This window comes from Leclercia sp. LSNIH1 (assembly GCF_002902985.1).
Lineage (GTDB): Bacteria > Pseudomonadota > Gammaproteobacteria > Enterobacterales > Enterobacteriaceae > Enterobacter.
The window spans coordinates 3244211-3263474 of the sequence record NZ_CP026167.1; the positions used below are offsets into that span (position 1 = coordinate 3244211).

Consider the following 19264-nt stretch of genomic DNA (forward strand, 5'->3'; position numbering starts at 1 on the left):
CACACTGTAGCAACTGTTAATACACGGAGCCGATCATGACTACACCTTCTGCTACCCATGCCCTGTCCATTAACCCGGCAAACGGCGAAACCCTGGCTGTCTGGCCGTGGGCGACCGTCACCGAGGTTGAACATGCCCTTGCACAGACCGATACCGCCTTTCGCCTGTGGCGCAACGTGCCGGTGGCGACGCGTGCGCAAAAGCTACGCGATCTGGGCGCCGCGCTGCGCAATCGTGGCGAAGAGATGGCGCAGATGATCACCCGGGAGATGGGCAAACCCATCGCCCAGGCGCGTGGGGAGGTGGCGAAATCTGCCGGGCTATGCGACTGGTATGCTGAACATGGCCCGGCCATGCTCAATACCGAGGCAACCCAGGTAGCGGACGCGGTGATTGAGTATCGCCCGCTGGGGTCGGTGCTGGCGGTGATGCCGTGGAACTTCCCGCTGTGGCAGGTGCTGCGCGGTGCGGTGCCGATTATTCTGGCGGGTAACAGCTATCTGCTGAAACATGCTCCGAACGTGCAGGGTGCCGCGAACCTGATCGCGGCAATTTTTACCGATGCCGGATTCCCGCAGGGGGTGTTTGGTCAGCTGAACGCCACTAATGACGGGGTGAGCCAGATGATCGCCGATCCGCGCATTGCCGCGGTCACCGTGACCGGCAGCCTGCGTGCCGGGGCCGCCATTGGCGCCCAGGCCGGGGCGGCGCTGAAAAAATGCGTGCTTGAACTGGGGGGTTCCGATCCCTTTATTGTCCTCAACGATGCCGACCTGGATCTGGCGGTAAAAGCGGCGGTGACCGGACGCTATCAGAACACCGGGCAGGTGTGCGCGGCAGCCAAGCGCTTTATCGTCGAGGCGGGTGTTGCCGATGCGTTTAGCCGTCGCTTTGTCGAGGCCACCGCGGCCCTTAAGATGGGCGCGCCTGAAAACGAAGAGAACTACCTCGGGCCGATGGCCCGTTTCGATCTGCGCGACGAGCTGCATCAGCAGGTGCAGGCGACGCTGGCCGAAGGGGCGACCCTGCTGCTGGGCGGCGAGAAGATTGCCGGGGCAGGGAACTACTATGCGCCGACCGTGCTGGGGAATGTGACCCCAACGATGACCGCGTTTCGTCAGGAGCTGTTTGGCCCGGTAGCAGCGATTAGCGTAGCAACCGATGCCGATCACGCGCTTGCCCTGGCTAACGACAGCGATTTTGGGCTTTCGGCGACACTCTTTACCGCCAATGCAGAGCTGGCCGACCGCTTTGCCCGCCAGCTTGAGTGCGGCGGGGTGTTTATCAACGGCTACAGTGCCAGCGACGCCCGCGTGGCGTTCGGCGGGGTGAAGAAAAGCGGATTTGGCCGGGAGCTGTCGCACTTTGGCCTGCATGAGTTCTGTAATGTGCAGACGGTGTGGAAAGACCGGGTTTAACTTTGCTTCCATTGTTCCGCCGGGTGGCGCTGCGCTTACCCGGCCTACAAAACCCGCAGGCCCGTGCAAGCAAAGCGCTGCCTGGCGCCTGTCATCATTCTGAAATAGTTCTGTCATTTTCACTGCGTAGACTCGCCCACGTCTAAGTCCTTGTTAATGAAGAAATCATGAACTTAATGCAAATTTTTCGCCGCATTACTCCCCGGAAGTTTGGTTTGCTGGCGGGGATCTTCTGTATCATCGGCCTCTTTTCCGCGCTGCAAATCTCTTCATCGGTCTTACTTTCCGTCTCCCTGCGCGATGCCCAGCGCAACGAACAGCGCAACCAGATGGCCTGGCTGCAACAGGCAAAGGTCGATCAGGCCCGCATCTCGTTGCTGGCAGCAAGCGATCTGCTTAACCGTGCGGGAGTTTATTTTATGCAGGATAAAGAGACCGGATCCGACGGCAGCTGGCACAGCCTGATGGATGAGGCGCAACAGGCGCTACGTGATTCTCAGCAGGCCTGGCAGGCGTGGCAGGCGATGCATCCGCCACGGGATGAAGCACTGCTCAACAGCTACCAGTTGTTTTTCGACGCTATCCGTGAGCAGGCCGACGGGCTGGTCAACGGTCAATCGATCGATGCCTTCTTTGCCGTACCTGCCCAGGCGTTTCAGGCCGATTTTAATGACAACTATGCCCGCTATCAGCAGGCCAGCGCCCAGCGCGCCACGGAGGGGCGGCAGCGGCTGACGGCCAGTCTCTCCGGTCTGCAATCACTCTTTCTGCTGGCCCCGGTTGTTCTGCTGGGGATTGCGGTTGCGGTGTGGTTTGCCATGTCCCGCTGGGTGATCGTCCCGCTGCGTCGTCTTATCGCCCATATTAATCTGCTGGCGGCGGGGGATCTCTCTTCACCGCTACCCACCGTGACCCGGTTTAACCGCGAGATTGCGCAACTGGGCGGTAGCGTGGAGACGCTGCAACAGGGCCTGCAACAGCTGGTGACCCAGGTCAGCGAGGCGACCACCTCGATGGTGACCAATATTGGCTCGCTGGCGCAGGGCAATCAGGATCTCTATCAGCAGTCTGCGCGTCAGGCGCAGGAGTTGAAAGAGGTGACCGCGCATATTGCCGCGCTGGAAACCCACGTCGAGGGAAACAGCGGCTATGCAAAACTGGCAAGCTCACGGGCGGACGAGGCGCGGGAGATGGCGGCAGGGGGAGACCGGATGATGGAGACGGTCAATGCCTCGATGGCGGCCATCGTGGAGCGCTCTTCGGAGATGCGCGGCATTGTGGCGATCATCGATAATGTGGCGTTCCAGACCAATATTCTGGCGCTGAACGCGGCCATTGAAGCGGCCCACGCCGGCAACCAGGGACGTGGATTCGCCGTGGTGGCGCGGGAGGTGGGGCTGCTGGCGCGTAAAAGCAGTCACTCGACCCAGACCATCCAGCAGTTAATTAACCACTCGTTGCAGGGCATTGAGGATGGCTCGAAAGCCGTCACCCGGCTGGAGGATAACCTCCAGCAGGTGATTGGCCTGGTGGGTAATCTCTGTAGTCTGCTGAATGAGATCTCCGTTGCCACCCTCAGCCAGGGCGAGAGTATTCACCGTATGACCAGCCAGCTCCAGGCGCTGAACCAGGTGGCTCGCCAGACCGATGCGCTCGTCAACACCGCCTCCGAAGCCTCCCAACGGCTCCATGATGAATCGGGCCTGCTGTTGCAGGCTGTCTCGCGGTTCCGACTGCCTGCCTGACGCCATCCATCAGCCTCTGTTATACTCGCAGGCCGTTTTTGGCCTGTGAGCAAGGAGCAACCGATGGCTGCGAACATCAATAATCAGATGCTGGACGCCATTCTGGCGCAAGTACGTCCCCTGTTGGGCAAGGGTAAAGTCGCCGATTACATCCCGGCGCTGGCCTCGGTCAATGGCAACAAACTCGGCATTGCCATCACTACGGTGGACGGGCAGCACTTTCAGGCCGGTGATGCCACAGAGCGTTTCTCCATTCAGTCGATTTCGAAAGTCCTGAGCCTGGTGGCGGCGATGCGTCAGTATGACGAGGATGAGATCTGGCAGCGGGTGGGAAAAGATCCCTCCGGTCAGCCGTTCAATTCGCTGTTGCAGCTGGAGATCGAACAGGGCAAACCGCGTAATCCGTTTATTAACGCCGGGGCGCTGGTGGTATGCGACATGCTGCAAAGCCGCCTGAGCGCACCGCGTCAGAGAATGCTGGAGATCGTGCGTCAGCTCTCCGGCGTCAGTGATATCGGCTACGATTCCGCCGTTGCCCGCTCGGAGTTTGAACACTCGGCGCGCAATGCGGCGATCGCCTGGCTGATGAAGTCGTTCGGCAATTTCCATAACGACGTGCCAACGGTGCTGCAAAACTACTTCCACTACTGCGCCCTGAAGATGAGCTGTGTCGAACTGGCAAATACGTTTCTTTTTCTGGCTGCTCAGGGTTATGCCCCGCATCTGTCCGAGCCCGTTGTCACGCCGATGCAGGCCCGGCAGGTCAATGCGTTGATGGCGACAAGCGGGATGTATCAGAATGCCGGTGAGTTTGCCTGGCGGGTGGGGCTGCCTGCGAAATCGGGGGTTGGTGGCGGGGTAGTGGCGATCGTGCCTCACGAGATGGCGATTGCGGTCTGGAGCCCTGAACTGGACGACGCGGGGAACTCCCTGGCGGGCGTCACGGCGCTGGAACACCTGACTCAGCAGCTGGGGCGTTCAGTCTATTAAGCACTGCCTGTGCCGTCTGGCTGACGGCACAACTGATAAGCACTGCTAACTGGATGATGATAGTTATCCCCTTAATGTGATATACATTAATACCAAACTTTTAACATTCATCCGCGTGGATGTGTATTCAATGTTAAAAGCAACCCTATGGATTGATATTGCATGTCTTCTGCTTACGCCAGAACATTCACACTTTTTCAGCCGCACAGTCCGTTCCGAAACGCGGCGGGAATAGTGGTATTGACCACGCTGTTCTATTTTATCGGCGCGCAGCTTCGTCTGATGGAGTCGCTGTCGATGTTCTGGCCGCTGAATGGCGTGATGGCAGGGGTGTTTGCCCGCTACGCTTACCTGAACCGGCCTCGCTATTACGTGATGTCCTATATCGCCATGCTGGTATACGACGCCATCACCACCGACTGGGGCATCTCCTCGCTGGGTATTAACCTCTCGAATATGGTGTTTATTGTCACCGTAGCCCTGTTGGTCCAGCGCGACAAGCGAGTGAAAAATCGCACCCCGGATCCGGTGAATGCCCTGCGGCTGTTTAACTATTGTCTGGTGGCTGCGCTGCTGAGCGCCCTGCTCGGAGCGGCGGTGGCGGGCGGGGTGGACAGTCGCGCCTTCTGGCCGCTGGTCGCCGACTGGTTTAGCGAACAGTTTTCTACCGGGGTATTAATTGTTTCCTGTATGCTGACCATGACCTGGCCCACGTTCAACCGGGCCATAGGTGCCAGCCATTTGATGCCGGTGGTGTTGCTGATTATCTCGGTGATGGCCTCGGTCGCAATCGGCGGGGCCGGTGCGCTGGCGTTTCCGCTGCCGGCGCTGATCTGGTGTGCGGTGCGCTATTCGCTGCCGGCAACCTGCCTGTTGACCTTTGTCACCGGGACAGTGGAGATCACCCTGATTGGCAACTCCATCATCACCATCGTGGCAACCACGCCGCTCACCACCCCGATGATGTTCTCTGCCCGTCTGGGGATCGCTACCCTCGCAATCTGCCCGGTTATGGTCTCGGTCAGCATGGCGGCGATCAATTCCCTGATCCGCCAGGTTTCCCTGCGTGCCGATTACGACTATCTGACTCAGGTTTACTCCCGCTCCGGGCTGTATGAGGCGCTTAAAAATGTTGAAGGGAAGCGCAAAAGCCCGCGGCTGACCGTCATGCTGCTGGATATCGACTATTTCAAAAGCATCAACGACAACTATGGTCACGAATGTGGCGATACCGTCCTGGCCGCTTTTGCGCGCAAAGTGCAGGAGACGGTGGGCAACGCAGGGCTGGTGGCGCGAATGGGCGGCGAAGAGTTTGCCGTGGTGGTGAACTCCGCTTCAGCCGGGCAGGCATATGCTCTGGCGGAGCGTATTCGTACCACGGTTGAACAACATCCCTTTAACTGGCGGGGGCAGACGCTGTTTTTAACCGTCAGTATTGGTCTGGGCAGCGGAAGGTCGGAGCCGTCACAGCTCACAGAGGTGTTTAATCGTCTGATGACAGAAGCGGATGATTATCTGTATCGCTCGAAAAAAGCAGGTCGAAATCGTACCAGCGCCCGAATGACAGAGATCAAAACTACCGAACAGGCGGCAGCGCCTTCGGAACAGCTGTAATCGTTTGCCAGGGCGCGACCACGCCCTTCACCATATATTCACGAAACTGATAAATGCCTTGATACAAAATTTCAACGTCAATAATATAAAAGGGTGATTATATCGGAAAAATCGTGTGATGAACGGAACTGACAGACTCAGTAAATCCCCTCGCGTGCCTGGCAGTCGGTTTATCAAACGCATGTATCTGATGCGAATGCTTGGAACCTTCCTCTGCTTTATCCCTATTCTCTCCGTCCTGCTGGAACAGCAACGTTCCGTCTGGCTTATGGGATTGCTGGCTATCAACGCCTTTGTCTGGCCAACCCTGGCCTGGTGGCGCGCCCGGCGTTCTCCGACGCCGCTCTTTACCGAACATCAGAACCTGGTTTTAGACGCCGGGGCAGGCGGCTTCTGGATCGCCATGATGGCGGTCAATCCGCTGCCTTCCGTCGCCATTGCCACTATCTTACTTGCCGACCGGCTGGCGGCGGGTGGCTTCCCGTTGATGAAAAAGGCCGGGGCGGTGATGGTGGCGGTCTTTATGGGGAGCTGGCTGGCGCAGGGAATGGCGCTGGTGCCGTGGGTGTCGCAGCGCACTCTCTATGCCACGCTGCCGTTGATTGCTATCTATACCGTGGCGCTCAGCGTGCTCACCAACACTATCGCCGTGCGGCTGCGCTTTAAATCACGCGAGCTGGAGCGTATTGCGATGATGGATCCGCTGCTGGACATTGCCAACCGGCGTCTGCTGGAGGAGCGTATCGATCATGAGCTGCATAAATTGCAGCAAACCTGCCACGATTCGGCGCTGATGTTTATCGATATCGATAACTTTAAAGAGTTCAACGATCGCTACGGCCACAAGGTGGGAGATATGCTGTTGGTGACAGTGTCACAAATTTTGCATATCGCCAGCCGTCAGAGCGACACCCCGGCGCGACTGGGTGGGGACGAGTTTGTGATCCTGCTGCCCGATACCACCCTCGACGAAGCGCGAATAGTCGCTACCCGCATTATGGATGCGGCAGCGATTATCAGTGACGTCGCGGAAGAGGCGGTCCATTGCACAATGAGTATTGGCATTGCCTGCGCCACCCGGGAGATGGGAAATGTTACGGACTGGTTACAGGCTGCCGACGCCGCACTGTATCAGGCGAAACGCGATGGTAAAAACCGCATATTTGCCCACTAACTGGCCTCAGTATGCGCTAAGCTTTTAAAAAGCCTGACGTCCGGAGTCTGTATGAAATCACCCTCACTACCCAACAATGAAGCAAAGCGTCTCAGTGCCTTGCGTGAATCCGGGCTGCTTGAACCAGAAGATCACCCGACCTACGCGCGTATAACCCGGCTGGCAAGACGCGTGTTTGGCGTGCCGGTGGCGATGATCAATCTGGTTGACGAGCACGTTGTGGTCGTTAAATCCACCGATGGTGGCGACCCGACCAGCCTGCCGCGAAATCTCTCTTTTTGCGGCCATACCGTCCTTAGCGATGCACCGCTGGTGATCCCCGATACCCTTGACGATACCCGCTTTGCCGATAACCCCCTGGTCACCGACGATGATCCTATCCGCTTTTACGCGGGTTATCCGCTGCGTCTGCCCGGTGGGGCCGCGGTGGGATCGCTCTGTATTATCGATCACTATCCACGCCCTTTTTCGCCTTCTGACATTGAGGCGCTGGCCGACCTGGCGGCACTGGTGGAAGCGGAGTTTGCCGCCGCCAGCGCCAGTATCACCGACCCGCTGACCGGGCTCTACAACCGCCGGGGCTTTCATCATCTTGCGACCTATGCCATTCGCGCTGCCCGCCGTCGGGCTGAGCCTTTAACCCTGGCCTGGCTGGATCTCGATCGTTTTAAGCAGATAAACGCCCGGTATGGCCGCACAGATGGCGACAACGCCCTGAAGGCGATGGCCGGTCTGCTGAGCTCCACCTTTCGTGAAGCCGACGTGCTGTCGCGCTACGGCGGGGATGAGTTTGCCATCCTGTTTGCCAACAGCGACGAAAAGGGGGCATGGATCGCCATGCAGTTTTTAACCGAACAGGCGGCGAACTGGAACGAGCATGCCGAATATCCGTGGGCGCTATCCTTTTCCTGGGGCGTGCGCGAGTTCGATCACGACCGCGACGATCTCAAGAGCTGGCTGACCACTGCCGACCAGATGATGTACTCCATGAAACAGCAGCGAGGTACCGGATGTTGAGAAGGGAGAAGTAAACCCCTCAGGCGTTCTGGTCTACAAATTCATATAGATCCTGTCACAATTCACACCGGAATTGATCAAAACCGGGGTTCGTGGTCGTAAAGTTTGATAAGTTATCGTACCAATCTTATCAGGCTGTATGACTAATCATTACAAGGACCCCATTGTGAACACACTAAACCGTCGTGATTTCCCCGGTGCTCTCTATCCTGAACGTATCATCCAGTTTGGTGAGGGCAACTTCCTGCGCGCGTTTATTGACTGGCAGATCGATCTGCTTAACGAGCATACCGACCTGAACGCCGGTATCGCGATTGTGCGCCCCATCAAAAGCGATTTTCCGCCTTCGCTGAGCACTCAGGACGGCCTGTATACCACCATCATTCGCGGCCTGAACGAGCAGGGCGAAGCGGTCAGCGACGCGCGTCTTATCCGCTCGGTGAACCGTGAGATCAGCGTTTACGATCAGTACGATGAATTCCTGAAGCTGGCGCATAATCCAGAGATGCGCTTTGTCTTCTCTAACACCACGGAAGCGGGGATCAGCTATCACGCCGGGGATAAGTTTGAGGATGCGCCTGCGGTCAGCTATCCGGCAAAACTGACCCGCCTGCTGTTCGAGCGTTTCAGCCATTTCAACGGGGCCGCCGATAAAGGCTGGGTTATCGTGCCGTGCGAATTAATTGACTACAACGGTGACGCCCTGCGTGAGCTGGTACTGCGCTATGCTCAGGAGTGGGCGCTGCCTGCGGCCTTTATCCAGTGGATTAACGACGCCAATACCTTCTGTTCCACCCTGGTTGACCGTATCGTCACTGGCTATCCGCGCGATGAAGTGGCAGAGCTTGAAGCCTCTCTGGGCTATCACGATGCCTTCCTCGATACCGCTGAACACTTCTATCTGTTTGTGATCCAGGGGCCAAAATCGCTGGCACAGGAGCTGCGTCTCGATAAGCTGGCGCTGAACGTGCTGATTGTTGACGACATCAAGCCATACAAAGAGCGCAAAGTGGCGATCCTCAACGGCGCACATACCGCGCTGGTGCCGGTGGCATTCCAGGCGGGGCTGGATACCGTGGGTGAAGCGATGAACGACACCGAAATCTGCGCCTTTGTCGAAAAAGCGATTCATGAAGAGATTATTCCGGTGCTGGATCTGCCGCGCGATGAGCTGGCCTCGTTTGCCAGCGCGGTAACGGGCCGTTTCCGCAATCCGTATATCAAACATCAGCTGCTGTCGATTGCCCTGAACGGCATGACCAAGTACCGGACCCGCATTCTGCCGCAGCTTCTGGCGGGGCAGCAGGCCAGCGGCAAACTCCCGGCCCGTCTGACCTTTGCGCTGGCGGCCCTGATCGCCTTTTACCGTGCGGAACGTAACGGCGAAAGTTATCCGGTGCAGGATGACGCGCACTGGTTAACCCGTTTCCAGCAGCTGTGGACGCAGCAGCATGACCAGCAGATCAACACCCGCGAGCTGGTGACCGCGGTACTGAGCGTCAGCGAGCATTGGGAACAGGACCTGACCCAGGTGAGCGGGCTGGTAGAACAGGTTGCGCAGGATCTGGATGCCATTCTGCATCAGGGCATGCGCGCCGCCGTCAAACCGCTCTGCTAAGCCATGGAGCCTCCCTCTCTCCTGACGGGAGAGGGGGAGCGCCCGCATCGGTTATCCTGACCAATTACCTGTTTTAGTTACAACATACTTTAATCCCTTCTTCTTTTCCCGAAATGAAACACCGTGCGGTCTGAACAGGCTTAGCAAAACGACAGCATTTTTTAACATACTTGCAACCGTGATAACGATCACGTTTAATAGTCACCGCTCTTTTTTCCCGATGAAGCTGACTATGATCGTTCGACCCCAACAGCACTGGTTGCGTCTTATTTTTGTCTGGCACGGTTCCGTGCTAACCAAAATCTTTTCCCGCCTGTTCCTCAATTTTTTGCTCTCCATCGTGGTGATCCTGATGTTGCCCTGGTATACCTCGCTGGGCATCCGGCTGACGGTCGCGCCGTTCAGCATTCTTGGGGTCGCCATCGCAATCTTCCTCGGTTTTCGAAACAACGCCTGTTACGCCCGCTATGTTGAGGCGCGACAGCTGTGGGGGCAGCTGATGATTGCCTCGCGCTCCCTGTTCCGGGAAGTGAAGAACACGCTGCCGGACGATCCGGCGTTAGGGGAGTTTGTCCGCCTGCAGATCGCCTTTGCCCACTGTCTGCGCATGACCCTGCGCAAACAGCCCCAGGCCGGGCAGCTCTCAAAATACCTGTCAGCAGAGAACCTGCGGGCCGCGATGGACTCCAGCTCCCCGGCGAACCGCATCCTGCTGATCATGGGGGAGTGGCTGGCGGTAAGACGCCGCAATGGTGAACTGTCGGATATCCTGTTTCACAGCCTGAATATTCGCCTGAATGATATGTCCACCGTGCTGGCGGGCTGCGAGCGGATCGCCAATACCCCGGTGCCGTTCGCCTACACGCTGATCCTGCACCGTACGGTCTACCTGTTCTGCATCATGCTGCCGTTCGCGCTGGTCAGCGATCTGCACTACATGACGCCGTTCGTCTCGGTATTGATTTCCTATACCTTTATCTCGCTCGATACCCTGGCGGAAGAGCTGGAAGAGCCGTTCGGCGTCGAGAATAATGACCTGCCGCTGGATGCCATCTGCAATGCGATGGAGATTGATTTGCTACAGATGAACGACGAGCAGGAGATCCCGGCGCGCAAACTGCCGGACAAGTATTACCAGCTGACGTAATTTCCCGGGTCATCGGGCCGCCTTTTGTATCGCAGTGTATCTGCGCGCGAGCGCGATACACCGCCTTGCAAAACGGCCAAATCTGCACATATTCGCCATACATCAGGGTGATGAGATAAGCGGGTCGAATAGCTGACCCGGAGAAACCACCATGATGAACAAACTGGCTTACTCAACCCTGGCCTTAACTCTCTCATTCGCCACCGTATCCGCCTGTCAGGCCGAGGCGGCAGGCAGCGATTATCACGCGGCCTTTAAGCAGATCCACCAGATTGACGCAGGCGATCTGAATATTGGCTATGTCGATATCGGGCCGAAAAACGGCGAACCGGTGATCCTGCTGCACGGATGGCCGTACGATATTCAGAGCTATGCCCAGGTGGCTCCCGCGCTGGCGGCAAAAGGCTACAGAGTGATCGTCCCGTACAACCGCGGTTTTGGCACCACGCGTTTCCTCTCCTCTACCACCCCACGTAATGGCCAACCGGCGGCCATGGCGAAAGATGTGATTAACCTGATGGACGCCCTGAAAATCAAACGCGCGGTCTTTGCCGGTTACGACTGGGGCGCGAGAACGGCGGATATTGTGGCGGCGCTGTGGCCGGAGCGCGTGAAATCGCTGGTTTCGGTGAGCGGGTATCTGATTGGCAATCAGCAGGCGGGGGCGAAACCGTTGCCGCCGAAGGCCGAACTGCAGTGGTGGTATCAGTTCTACTTCGCCACCGAGCGCGGTGAGAAGGGGTATGCGGCCAACACCCACGACTTTGCGAAACTGATCTGGACCCTGGCATCCCCCGGCTGGAAATTCAGCGATGCGACCTTTAACGTCAGCGCCAAAGCGCTGGATAACCCGGATCACGTGGCGGTGACCATCAGCAACTATCGCTGGCGTCTTGGGCTGGAGCGGGGTGAAAGCCGTTACGACAGCGATGAGCAGAAGCTGGCGGCCGCACCGACCATCAGCGTGCCCACCATCACCATCGAAGGTGACAACAATGGCGCACCGCATCCGGAGCCTGCGGCGTATGCGGCAAAATTCACCGGCAAGTATCAGCATCGCACCTTTACCGGCAATATCGGCCACAATCCGGCCCAGGAAGATCCGCAGGATTTCGTCAAAGCGGTGGTGGATGCGGACAAGTTATAAGCCAGCTATGCTATTTTTTTGCCCATCGCTGAAAAACAGGAGCTTAGGGTGGAGACAACCGATCACATTCTTGTCGTGGATGATGACAGAGATATACGCGAGCTGATCGTCGATTACCTGGTGAAGTCCGGCTATCGCGCCACGGGTGCGGCCAACGGCAAGGAGATGCGCGCCGTGCTCGACAGGCAGGCCGTGGATATGGTGGTGCTGGATATCATGATGCCGGGGGACGATGGCCTCACGCTCTGTCGCCAGCTGCGCAGCGGTCAACATAAGGATCTGCCGATTTTGATGCTGACCGCGCGCCATGACGATATGGATCGCATTCTGGGCCTCGAGATGGGCGCAGACGACTATGTGGTTAAACCCTTTGTAGCGCGTGAGCTGCTGGCGCGGATCAAAGCGATACTGCGCCGGTTTCGCACGCTGCCGCCCAATCTGCAGGTGACCGAAGCCGGACGGATCATCGCCTTTGGCGACTGGCAGCTCGACACCAGAGCCCGTCATCTGCTTGACGCTACCGGCACCATCGTGGCGTTGAGCGGGGCGGAGTACCGTCTGCTGCGGGTATTTGTCGATCATCCCCAGCGCGTATTAACCCGCGATCAGCTGCTTAACTTCACCCAGGGGCGGGATGCAGAGCTGTTTGAACGTTCAATCGATCTCCTGGTCAGCCGGGTGCGCCAGCGCTTAAATGAGGATGCGCGCACACCACTGTATATAAAAACAGTACGTAGTGAAGGCTATGTCTTTTCGATGCCCGTCAGCATTATTGAGGCCAAAGAATGAGGCTCTGGCCGCGCTCGCTTCATTACCGCCTGCTGCTGATTGTCCTGCTGGGGTTGCTGCTCGCCAATGGTCTGAGCCTGACGCTGGTGCTGGCCGAGCGGATGAGCAGCGCCCGGCACGTGATGCTCGGCAATCTGGAAGATGATGTTTCCACCAGCGTGGCGATTCTGGATCGACTGCCGGCCAATGAACGGGCGCAGTGGCTGCCGCGTCTTGAGAGGGGCAACTATCGTTATCTGTTGGGGCCAGGTGAGCCGGGGGCACCTCCGGCCGATGCCCGTTCACGGGATGCAGTCCGGACCCTGACGGAGACGCTCGCAACCCACTATCCGCTGCGCTTCACGGCGGTGCCGGGGCCGGTTTCGCACATTCAGGCCCACCTGACGCTAAGCGACGGCTCGCCGCTGACGCTGGATCTCACCCCCCGCATGCCCCCGGTCGCCCGCTGGCTGCCGATGGTCTTTGTGATCCAGCTTTTGTTGGTGGTGATCTGCGCCTGGCTGGCGGTGCGCCAGGTGGTGCGGCCCTTTACCCACTTTACCCGGGCAGTGGACACGCTCGAACCCACCAGCCCCAATCCGCTGACGCTCACCGAGCAGGGGCCGCTGGAGGTTCGTCAGGCGGCGCGCGCCTTTAATGCCATGCAGGCGCGGATCCAGGCGTCGCTGAAGGAGAGGGCGCAGATTCTGGCGGCTATTTCGCACGATCTCCAGACGCCCATTACCCGTATGCGGCTGCGCGTGGAGATGGCCGATCAGCCGGATCTGCGCGACAAGCTCACCCAGGACCTGGACAGCATGACGCGCCTGGTGCGCGAGGGAATAGACTACGCGCGCTCGTCCGGCGTGGCGCCTGAACCGGTTCGTAATGTCGATCTCTATACCTTTATTGATACGCTGGTCTGTGACTACAGCGATACCGGCAAAAACGTGCAGTTCTCGGCGGCGAGAAACCACATGCCCTTTGCAACCCGTCCGCAGGCGCTGCACCGGATCCTCACCAATCTGCTGGATAATGCCCTGAAGTTTGCCGATAAGGCAGTGGTGACGCTGACGACAGGTGATAACAGAGTGCAGATTGCCGTGGAGGATAACGGGCCGGGTATTCCGGAGCATGAGCTGGCGGCGGTGTTGCAGCCCTTTTACCGGGTGGAGTCTTCCCGTAACCGGGAAACCGGGGGGACGGGGCTGGGGCTGGCGATAGCGGCACAGCTTACGGGGCAGTTGAACGGGGAGTTGCAGTTGGTGAACCGGGCTGAAGGGGGGCTTTGCGCACGGATAACGTTGCCGATGGTTTGATTTTGTACCCTATCGCCGGGTGGCGGCGTTGCCTTACCCGGCCTACAACATAGCGATGCTAAAGCAATCGAATCATTACAGTAGGTTAAAAGACATACAGCGACGCCCGTGTCCGGCTGAAAATCGCTGAGGCGTTGACCGCAGGCCGGGGCGAGACGCATGGACGCGCCGAGAGGGGGCGACCTACATGGATGTAGGATCGCCCCCGACCCGAAAGCCGAAGGGAATAAGCCGAAGGCACCGCAACGCGGCGATTTTCGTTGCCGGGAGCCGGGGTAGCCAGGGGGGAGGCGGCGAGCCCCCCTGGCACGTTCACCGGTTCCTTTGTACCAGAGGAGCAAGGAACGTAAGGTGAACGGAACCACCTCGGTAGCCACATGTATACCCGTACCCTTCATCACGCCAATTGTACCGCAATGTATCTCCGCTCAACGCCCATACATCACCTGACAAAAAACCCTATCCCTCAACACACCGCAAACACATCCCCACGCTGTAATGGCCTCACTATCAACTGGTAAGTGAGGTGTTTATGTTTCTTGTGATCGCATTTTTAGGCGGCATGGTCAGTCTGCTCAGCCCCTGCACGCTTCCCGTTATTCCTCTGCTGTTCGCCGGATTCCGCGGCCAGCGGCGTCAGCTTGTCGCTATGCTGTGCGGTATGGTGATGATGTTTACCCTGGTCGCCAGCCTGATCGCCGTCGCCAGCGACTGGGTGGTGAGCGCCACCATCGTGGGACGCTGGGTGGCGCTGGTGCTGCTGAGTCTCGCCGCCCTGGCGTTGATCTTCCCATCTTTAGCGCAGCGTATCGCCGGGCCAGCGTTACGCCTCGGCAATATGATCAATTCCCGGAGCAACTCTACCCGCGGCTTAGCCTCGGCGGTGCTCGCCGGGCTGGCGGTCGGGCTGCTGTGGTCGCCCTGCGCCGGACCGGTGTTAGGGGCCATTCTCAGCCTGAGTCTCGCGGGTCATAGCCCGATTGCCACCGGCAGCCTGCTGGCAGCGTATGGCAGCGGCTGTGCAGTAATGCTCGCGCTGCTTGGCTTCAGTGGGCCGGCGCTTATCGCCCGCCTGAAAGCCAAATCGGGTCTGATGGAGGGGCTGAGAAAAACCGCGGGGGTGATGATGCTGATGTCCGTTGCGTTTACGGCGTTTGGTCTGAACAGCGTCTTTCAGGGGGCAAACGGGCTGGCCGACCGGCTGGAGAAAACGCTGCTGCAACTGGCGCCAGGGAGCCAGACTCCGCCGACCCTTCAGCCGGTGGCACAGCCGGTCACCACCAGCGCGATGCCCTCTCTGGAAGGTGGTACAGGCTGGCTCAACGGCGAGCCGGTCAGCCCGGCGTCGTTAAAAGGCAAAGTGGTGCTGATCGACTTCTGGACCTGGGACTGCATTAACTGTCAGCACTCGCTGCCGTACGTTCGCGACTGGGCCAACAAATATTCGTCACAGGGTCTGGTGGTGATCGGCGTCCATACCCCGGAGTACCCGTGGGAGAAACCGCTGGCCTCGGTGCAAAAAGCCATTAACAAATGGCAGCTGCCGTACCGGGTGGTGACTGACAATAACTATAAAATCTGGACCGCCTTTGGCAATCGCTACTGGCCTGCACACTACTTCTTCGATGCCAAAGGGCAACTGCGTTACGCCTCTTTCGGCGAAGGGAATACTGACAAGCAGGAGCAGGTGATCCAGCAGCTGCTGAAAGAGGCAAAAGCGTAGCTACGGTGCGCGTCGGGCGATGATAAACAGCCGCGGAAAGGCCAGCAGTATCTGCCCGTTTTCCTGAAGTGGATACTGCTCCTCCAGCAGCTGATGATAGCGATGCAGATAGCGCTGCTGCTCACTCTCATTGAGATCCTGAAGCCACGGACGCAGGCCGGTGGCGCTTACCCAGTCGACGATCGCCTGGTGGGAGGCCATCTGGTGATAATAGGTCGTACGCCAGATATCCACCTCGCAGCCCGCCTCGGTCAGGATATCGTAATAGGCATGGACGCCGGGGAGCGCTGCCCGGCCGCGATCCGGATAATCCTGTTCAAACGCCACCTCACGCATCAGCACGTGGGTGGGCTCCAGGTCGTTATCCGGCATCTGGATAGCCAGTACGCCGTGCAGTTTCAGCATTGAGACCAGATGCGGCAGCAGCTCATAGTGATTCTCTACCCACTGCAAGGAAGCATTGGCGTAAACCACGCTCAGGGTGCGTTCGGGACGGTAGTGGCGAATATCCGCCTCAATAAACCGACAGCCTGGCAGGGTGGCTCTGGCTTCTGCGAGCATGGCGGGCGAGGTATCGACGCCGGTTATCTGCGCCGTGGGCCAGCGCTGCTGCAACAGCGCCGTGCTGTTGCCCGGTCCGCAGCCGAGATCGACCACATCGGTAACGTTATCCAGCGCAATCCGGGACAGCAACTCTAAGGCGGGGCGGGTGCGTTCCGCGCCATATTGCAGATACAGGCCAGGGTTCCAGTCGGTCATGCGGACATCTCCAGTTTGCTCTTTTCTGAAGTGTAGATGATGAGGTTTCAGACATGACAGAAATCCCTTTCTGTCGGTGCGCGGATGTTAGACGATCTTCTTCAGGGCGACGTGGTAGAGCAGCATGATGGTTTTGCCGTCGACGATAGTGCCATCATCAATGGCCTGGAGCGCCTGTTCTATCGGCCATTCCAGCACTTCGATATCTTCACCTTCGGCCTCGATACCGCCCCCTGCGCCGGTGCGATCCCCTGCGTGATATTCCGCGATGTAGAAGTAGAGCTTCTCGGTGACGGAGCCGGGGCTCATAAAGGCTTCGAACACCTTCTCCACCTGGTCAATCTGGTAGCCAGTCTCTTCTTCCACTTCGGCTTTGATGCGCTTTTCCGGGGCCATGTTATCAAGCAGGCCTGCGGCGGTTTCGATCAGATAACCGTCGTGACCATTTATATAGACCGGAAAGCGAAACTGGCGGGTGAGGATCACCGTTTTTTTTTCGCGGTTATAGAGCAGGATGGTTGCGCCGTTTCCCCGGTCGTAGGCTTCGCGGTTCTGACGCTGCCACTCCCCGTTGCGACGACGCAAATCAAAGGTATATTTTTTGAGTGTGTACCAGTCATCTGACAGCGTTTTGCTGTCAAGAATGCGTACTTCTGCACGAGTTGATTGCACGATGCCTCCTGAATAGGTAGAGTGACCATCATAGTCTGCACATTCGTGCAATATCAAGATCAAACATGCAGCCTCAGGAATCTCTCATGCTCACCCGTCAACGCAAACAACTGATCCTTGAAAAACTGAATACCGAAGGGGAGGTGCTCTCTAAAACCCTCAGCATCGAATTTCAGGTATCGGAAGATACCATTCGCCGGGATCTGCGCGAGCTGGCAGCCGAGGGGCGTTTACAGCGGGTGCATGGCGGCGCGCTGCCAGCATCAAAAGCGGTATCCAGCTTTGCCGAGCGCAGCCACCTTGGCATCGACGCCAAAAAGCGGGTGGCGCAGAAGGGGGTTGAGCTTATCTCACCGGGACAGGTGGTGATCATTGATGGCGGGACGACCACGACCGAGCTGGTTCGCTGCTTGCCGGCGGATCTCTCCTTTACGGCGGTCACCCACAGTCCCGGTATTGCGCTGGCGCTGGTGGACCATCCCCGGGTTGAGGTGATCCTGATTGGCGGGCGTTTGTTCCGCCACTCTATCGTCACGGTGGGAGCCGCCGCGATTGAGGGTATCGAACGTATCCATGCAGATCTCTTTTTCATGGGAGTAACCGGTATTCACCCGGAAGCAGGGTTAACAACCGGTGATTATGAAGAAGCGTGCATCAAACGCGCATTTTCCGGCAGGGCCGCCGAAACGGTGGTGCTGGCGTCGCCGGAGAAGATAAATACCGCTTCACCCTTCCTGATTGGCGAGCTTTCACTCATTAACACCGTAGTGGTTGAACCGGATACCGACAGTCGCTGGGTTGAGGCAGTGGTTGGGCAGGGCGTGTCGGTTGTTAAAGCGTGATACGGAAATGCTGATCGCAGGAAGAGCGTAGCCGTATAAGCTACGCTTTTGCAGTAACCTGTTCATGACTAAGGACTGCGTGATGCTGCAAAAAATCAGCCTTCTAACCCTTGCCTGTTTACTCTTCACCGGCTGTATGTCCATGTCCGGTGAAGGCACTTCACCCGAAGAGAAGAAGTTTCGTAAAGTCGAGGCCGCGGCGAAAGAGTGCGCCGAGATTGTGAAAAACCAGACTATCGAACTCACCGCCGAAGGCAAAGACGCCGACACCCGCTGGACGACCCTCGACTATGTGGGGCCCGATCAGCGTACCCGCACCGTAGAATATCGTACCTCGTCGGTGCTGGATAATGGCGAACCGGGCAGAGCGTGGCAAAGCTGTATGTCGGATAAAAAAGCGCTGGTGCCTGAGCTGAAATTATAAGGTCAGGCCACATGGGGAAGAAAAAAATGCCGGCAGCCATCTGCCGGTTTTTTTTTGCTATGCGGCCCGGCTTACAATATACTAAAATACATTATATAAATATGTATATTGATAGGTGCATATCGTGACTACGAATAGCGATATTCAGGATGCAATGAAACAGGCGGCACTGGGGGCTGCGGAGCTTTTGCGCGGTTTGTCCAATGCGGACAGACTGTTGTTGATGTGTCAGTTAAGTCAGGGGGAAGCGAACGTCGCGCAGCTTGAAGAGGCGGTGGGGATCCGTCAGCCCACCCTGTCCCAGCAGCTGGGCGTATTGCGGCGTTTAAAGCTGGTGGAGACCCGACGTACAGGTAAACAGATTTTCTACCGGATTGAGGATCCGCGGATCTTCACGCTGCTCAACACCTTATATGACCTCTATTGCCCACAGATAGGTGCCGATCATGATCGTTGATTTCGCTCACTTTACGCCGCTGAGTAGCCTCGCGGGGGGGATGTTAATCGGGCTTGCCGCCATACTGCTGATTCATTTCTGCGGGCGAATCGCCGGGATCAGCGGCATTGTGGCGGGGATGCTGACGAAACAGACCCGTAACGAGGGGTGGCGGATAGCCTTTTTAGCCGGTCTTATCGGTTCACCTCTGCTGTTCAGCCTTTTCTTTCCCTTACCTGAGATAACGGTTCAAACCTCGTGGCCACTGATTATCGTGGCTGGCCTGCTGGTGGGTGCCGGGACGCGCCTGGGATCCGGGTGTACCAGTGGGCACGGCGTCTGCGGACTGTCGCGTTTTTCCAGACGTTCCCTGGCGGCCACGCTGACCTTTATGGCGGTCGGTATTATTACCGCAACGCTGGCCGGTTTCTGGCTCGGTTAAGGAGGAGAT

Annotated in this window: 18 protein-coding genes; 16 read left to right on the forward strand and 2 right to left on the reverse strand. The window is 58.0% G+C overall.

The features are described from left to right. The first annotated feature begins 35 nt into the window (after positions 1 to 35). The 12 genes from sad to C2U54_RS16275 all read left to right on the forward strand — a co-directional run bounded on the left by sad (position 36) and on the right by C2U54_RS16275 (position 15680). Positions 36 to 1418 (forward strand): succinate-semialdehyde dehydrogenase, encoded by a 1383-nt coding sequence (sad, locus tag C2U54_RS16215; RefSeq protein ID WP_103179572.1) that lies wholly within the window; start codon positions 36 to 38, stop codon positions 1416 to 1418. 167 nt (positions 1419 to 1585) lie between these two features. Then, entirely contained in the window at positions 1586 to 3163 is a 1578-nt protein-coding gene (locus C2U54_RS16220) for a methyl-accepting chemotaxis protein (protein ID WP_103179573.1), read from the forward strand. 63 nt (positions 3164 to 3226) lie between these two features. Beyond that, positions 3227 to 4153, forward strand: coding sequence for a glutaminase B (gene glsB / locus C2U54_RS16225; protein ID WP_103179574.1), 927 nt, complete (start codon positions 3227 to 3229; stop codon positions 4151 to 4153). A gap of 162 nt (positions 4154 to 4315) precedes the next feature. Next, the gene (locus C2U54_RS16230; RefSeq protein WP_103179575.1) at positions 4316 to 5767 is read left to right on the forward strand and encodes a GGDEF domain-containing protein; all 1452 of its coding nucleotides are present in this window, start codon (positions 4316 to 4318) and stop codon (positions 5765 to 5767) included. 181 nt (positions 5768 to 5948) lie between these two features. Next, positions 5949 to 6941 (forward strand): sensor domain-containing diguanylate cyclase, encoded by a 993-nt coding sequence (locus C2U54_RS16235; RefSeq protein WP_103179576.1) that lies wholly within the window; start codon positions 5949 to 5951, stop codon positions 6939 to 6941. A gap of 51 nt (positions 6942 to 6992) precedes the next feature. Further along, the gene (locus C2U54_RS16240) at positions 6993 to 7958 is read left to right on the forward strand and encodes a sensor domain-containing diguanylate cyclase (RefSeq protein WP_103179577.1); all 966 of its coding nucleotides are present in this window, start codon (positions 6993 to 6995) and stop codon (positions 7956 to 7958) included. 166 nt (positions 7959 to 8124) lie between these two features. Further along, on the forward strand, positions 8125 to 9576 hold the full coding sequence (locus C2U54_RS16245) for a tagaturonate reductase (protein ID WP_103179578.1): 1452 nt from the start codon (positions 8125 to 8127) through the stop codon (positions 9574 to 9576). A 232-nt stretch (positions 9577 to 9808) separates the two neighbouring features. After that, positions 9809 to 10723 (forward strand): bestrophin family protein, encoded by a 915-nt coding sequence (locus tag C2U54_RS16250; RefSeq protein WP_103179579.1) that lies wholly within the window; start codon positions 9809 to 9811, stop codon positions 10721 to 10723. A gap of 151 nt (positions 10724 to 10874) precedes the next feature. After that, a complete protein-coding gene (locus C2U54_RS16255) occupies positions 10875 to 11870 on the forward strand; it encodes an alpha/beta fold hydrolase (protein WP_103179580.1) in 996 nt (331 codons plus the stop codon). Positions 11871 to 11918: 48 nt separating this feature from the next. After that, positions 11919 to 12659 (forward strand): response regulator, encoded by a 741-nt coding sequence (locus C2U54_RS16260; protein WP_103179581.1) that lies wholly within the window; start codon positions 11919 to 11921, stop codon positions 12657 to 12659. Beyond that, entirely contained in the window at positions 12656 to 13957 is a 1302-nt protein-coding gene (locus C2U54_RS16265; protein ID WP_103179582.1) for an ATP-binding protein, read from the forward strand. The genes C2U54_RS16260 and C2U54_RS16265 overlap by 4 nt, the downstream gene beginning before the upstream one ends. A gap of 532 nt (positions 13958 to 14489) precedes the next feature. Continuing rightward, on the forward strand, positions 14490 to 15680 hold the full coding sequence (locus C2U54_RS16275; RefSeq protein ID WP_103181080.1) for a cytochrome c biogenesis protein/redoxin: 1191 nt from the start codon (positions 14490 to 14492) through the stop codon (positions 15678 to 15680). On the opposite strand, the gene tam is transcribed toward C2U54_RS16275, so the two are convergent. Both tam and C2U54_RS16285 read right to left on the reverse strand, forming a co-directional pair. After that, positions 15681 to 16439 (reverse strand): trans-aconitate 2-methyltransferase, encoded by a 759-nt coding sequence (tam, locus tag C2U54_RS16280; RefSeq protein WP_103179583.1) that lies wholly within the window; start codon positions 16437 to 16439, stop codon positions 15681 to 15683. Positions 16440 to 16526: 87 nt separating this feature from the next. Next, a complete protein-coding gene (locus C2U54_RS16285; protein WP_103179584.1) occupies positions 16527 to 17111 on the reverse strand; it encodes an NUDIX domain-containing protein in 585 nt (194 codons plus the stop codon). 86 nt (positions 17112 to 17197) lie between these two features. On the opposite strand from C2U54_RS16285, the gene C2U54_RS16290 reads away from it, so the two are divergent. From C2U54_RS16290 to C2U54_RS16305, 4 genes are all read left to right on the forward strand, one after another. Beyond that, complete coding sequence (locus tag C2U54_RS16290; protein WP_103179585.1) at positions 17198 to 17953, forward strand: DeoR/GlpR family DNA-binding transcription regulator; 756 nt, start codon at positions 17198 to 17200, stop codon at positions 17951 to 17953. Positions 17954 to 18017: 64 nt separating this feature from the next. After that, positions 18018 to 18377, forward strand: a complete 360-nt coding sequence (locus C2U54_RS16295; protein WP_139156342.1) for a hypothetical protein — start codon at positions 18018 to 18020, stop codon at positions 18375 to 18377. Positions 18378 to 18531: 154 nt separating this feature from the next. Beyond that, positions 18532 to 18834 carry an ArsR/SmtB family transcription factor gene (locus C2U54_RS16300; protein WP_103179587.1) on the forward strand — a complete coding sequence of 101 codons (303 nt, stop codon included), beginning with the start codon at positions 18532 to 18534 and terminating at the stop codon, positions 18832 to 18834. Then, a complete protein-coding gene (locus C2U54_RS16305; protein ID WP_103179588.1) occupies positions 18824 to 19255 on the forward strand; it encodes a YeeE/YedE family protein in 432 nt (143 codons plus the stop codon). Before C2U54_RS16300 ends, C2U54_RS16305 begins: the two co-directional genes overlap by 11 nt. Positions 19256 to 19264 lie beyond the last annotated feature (9 nt).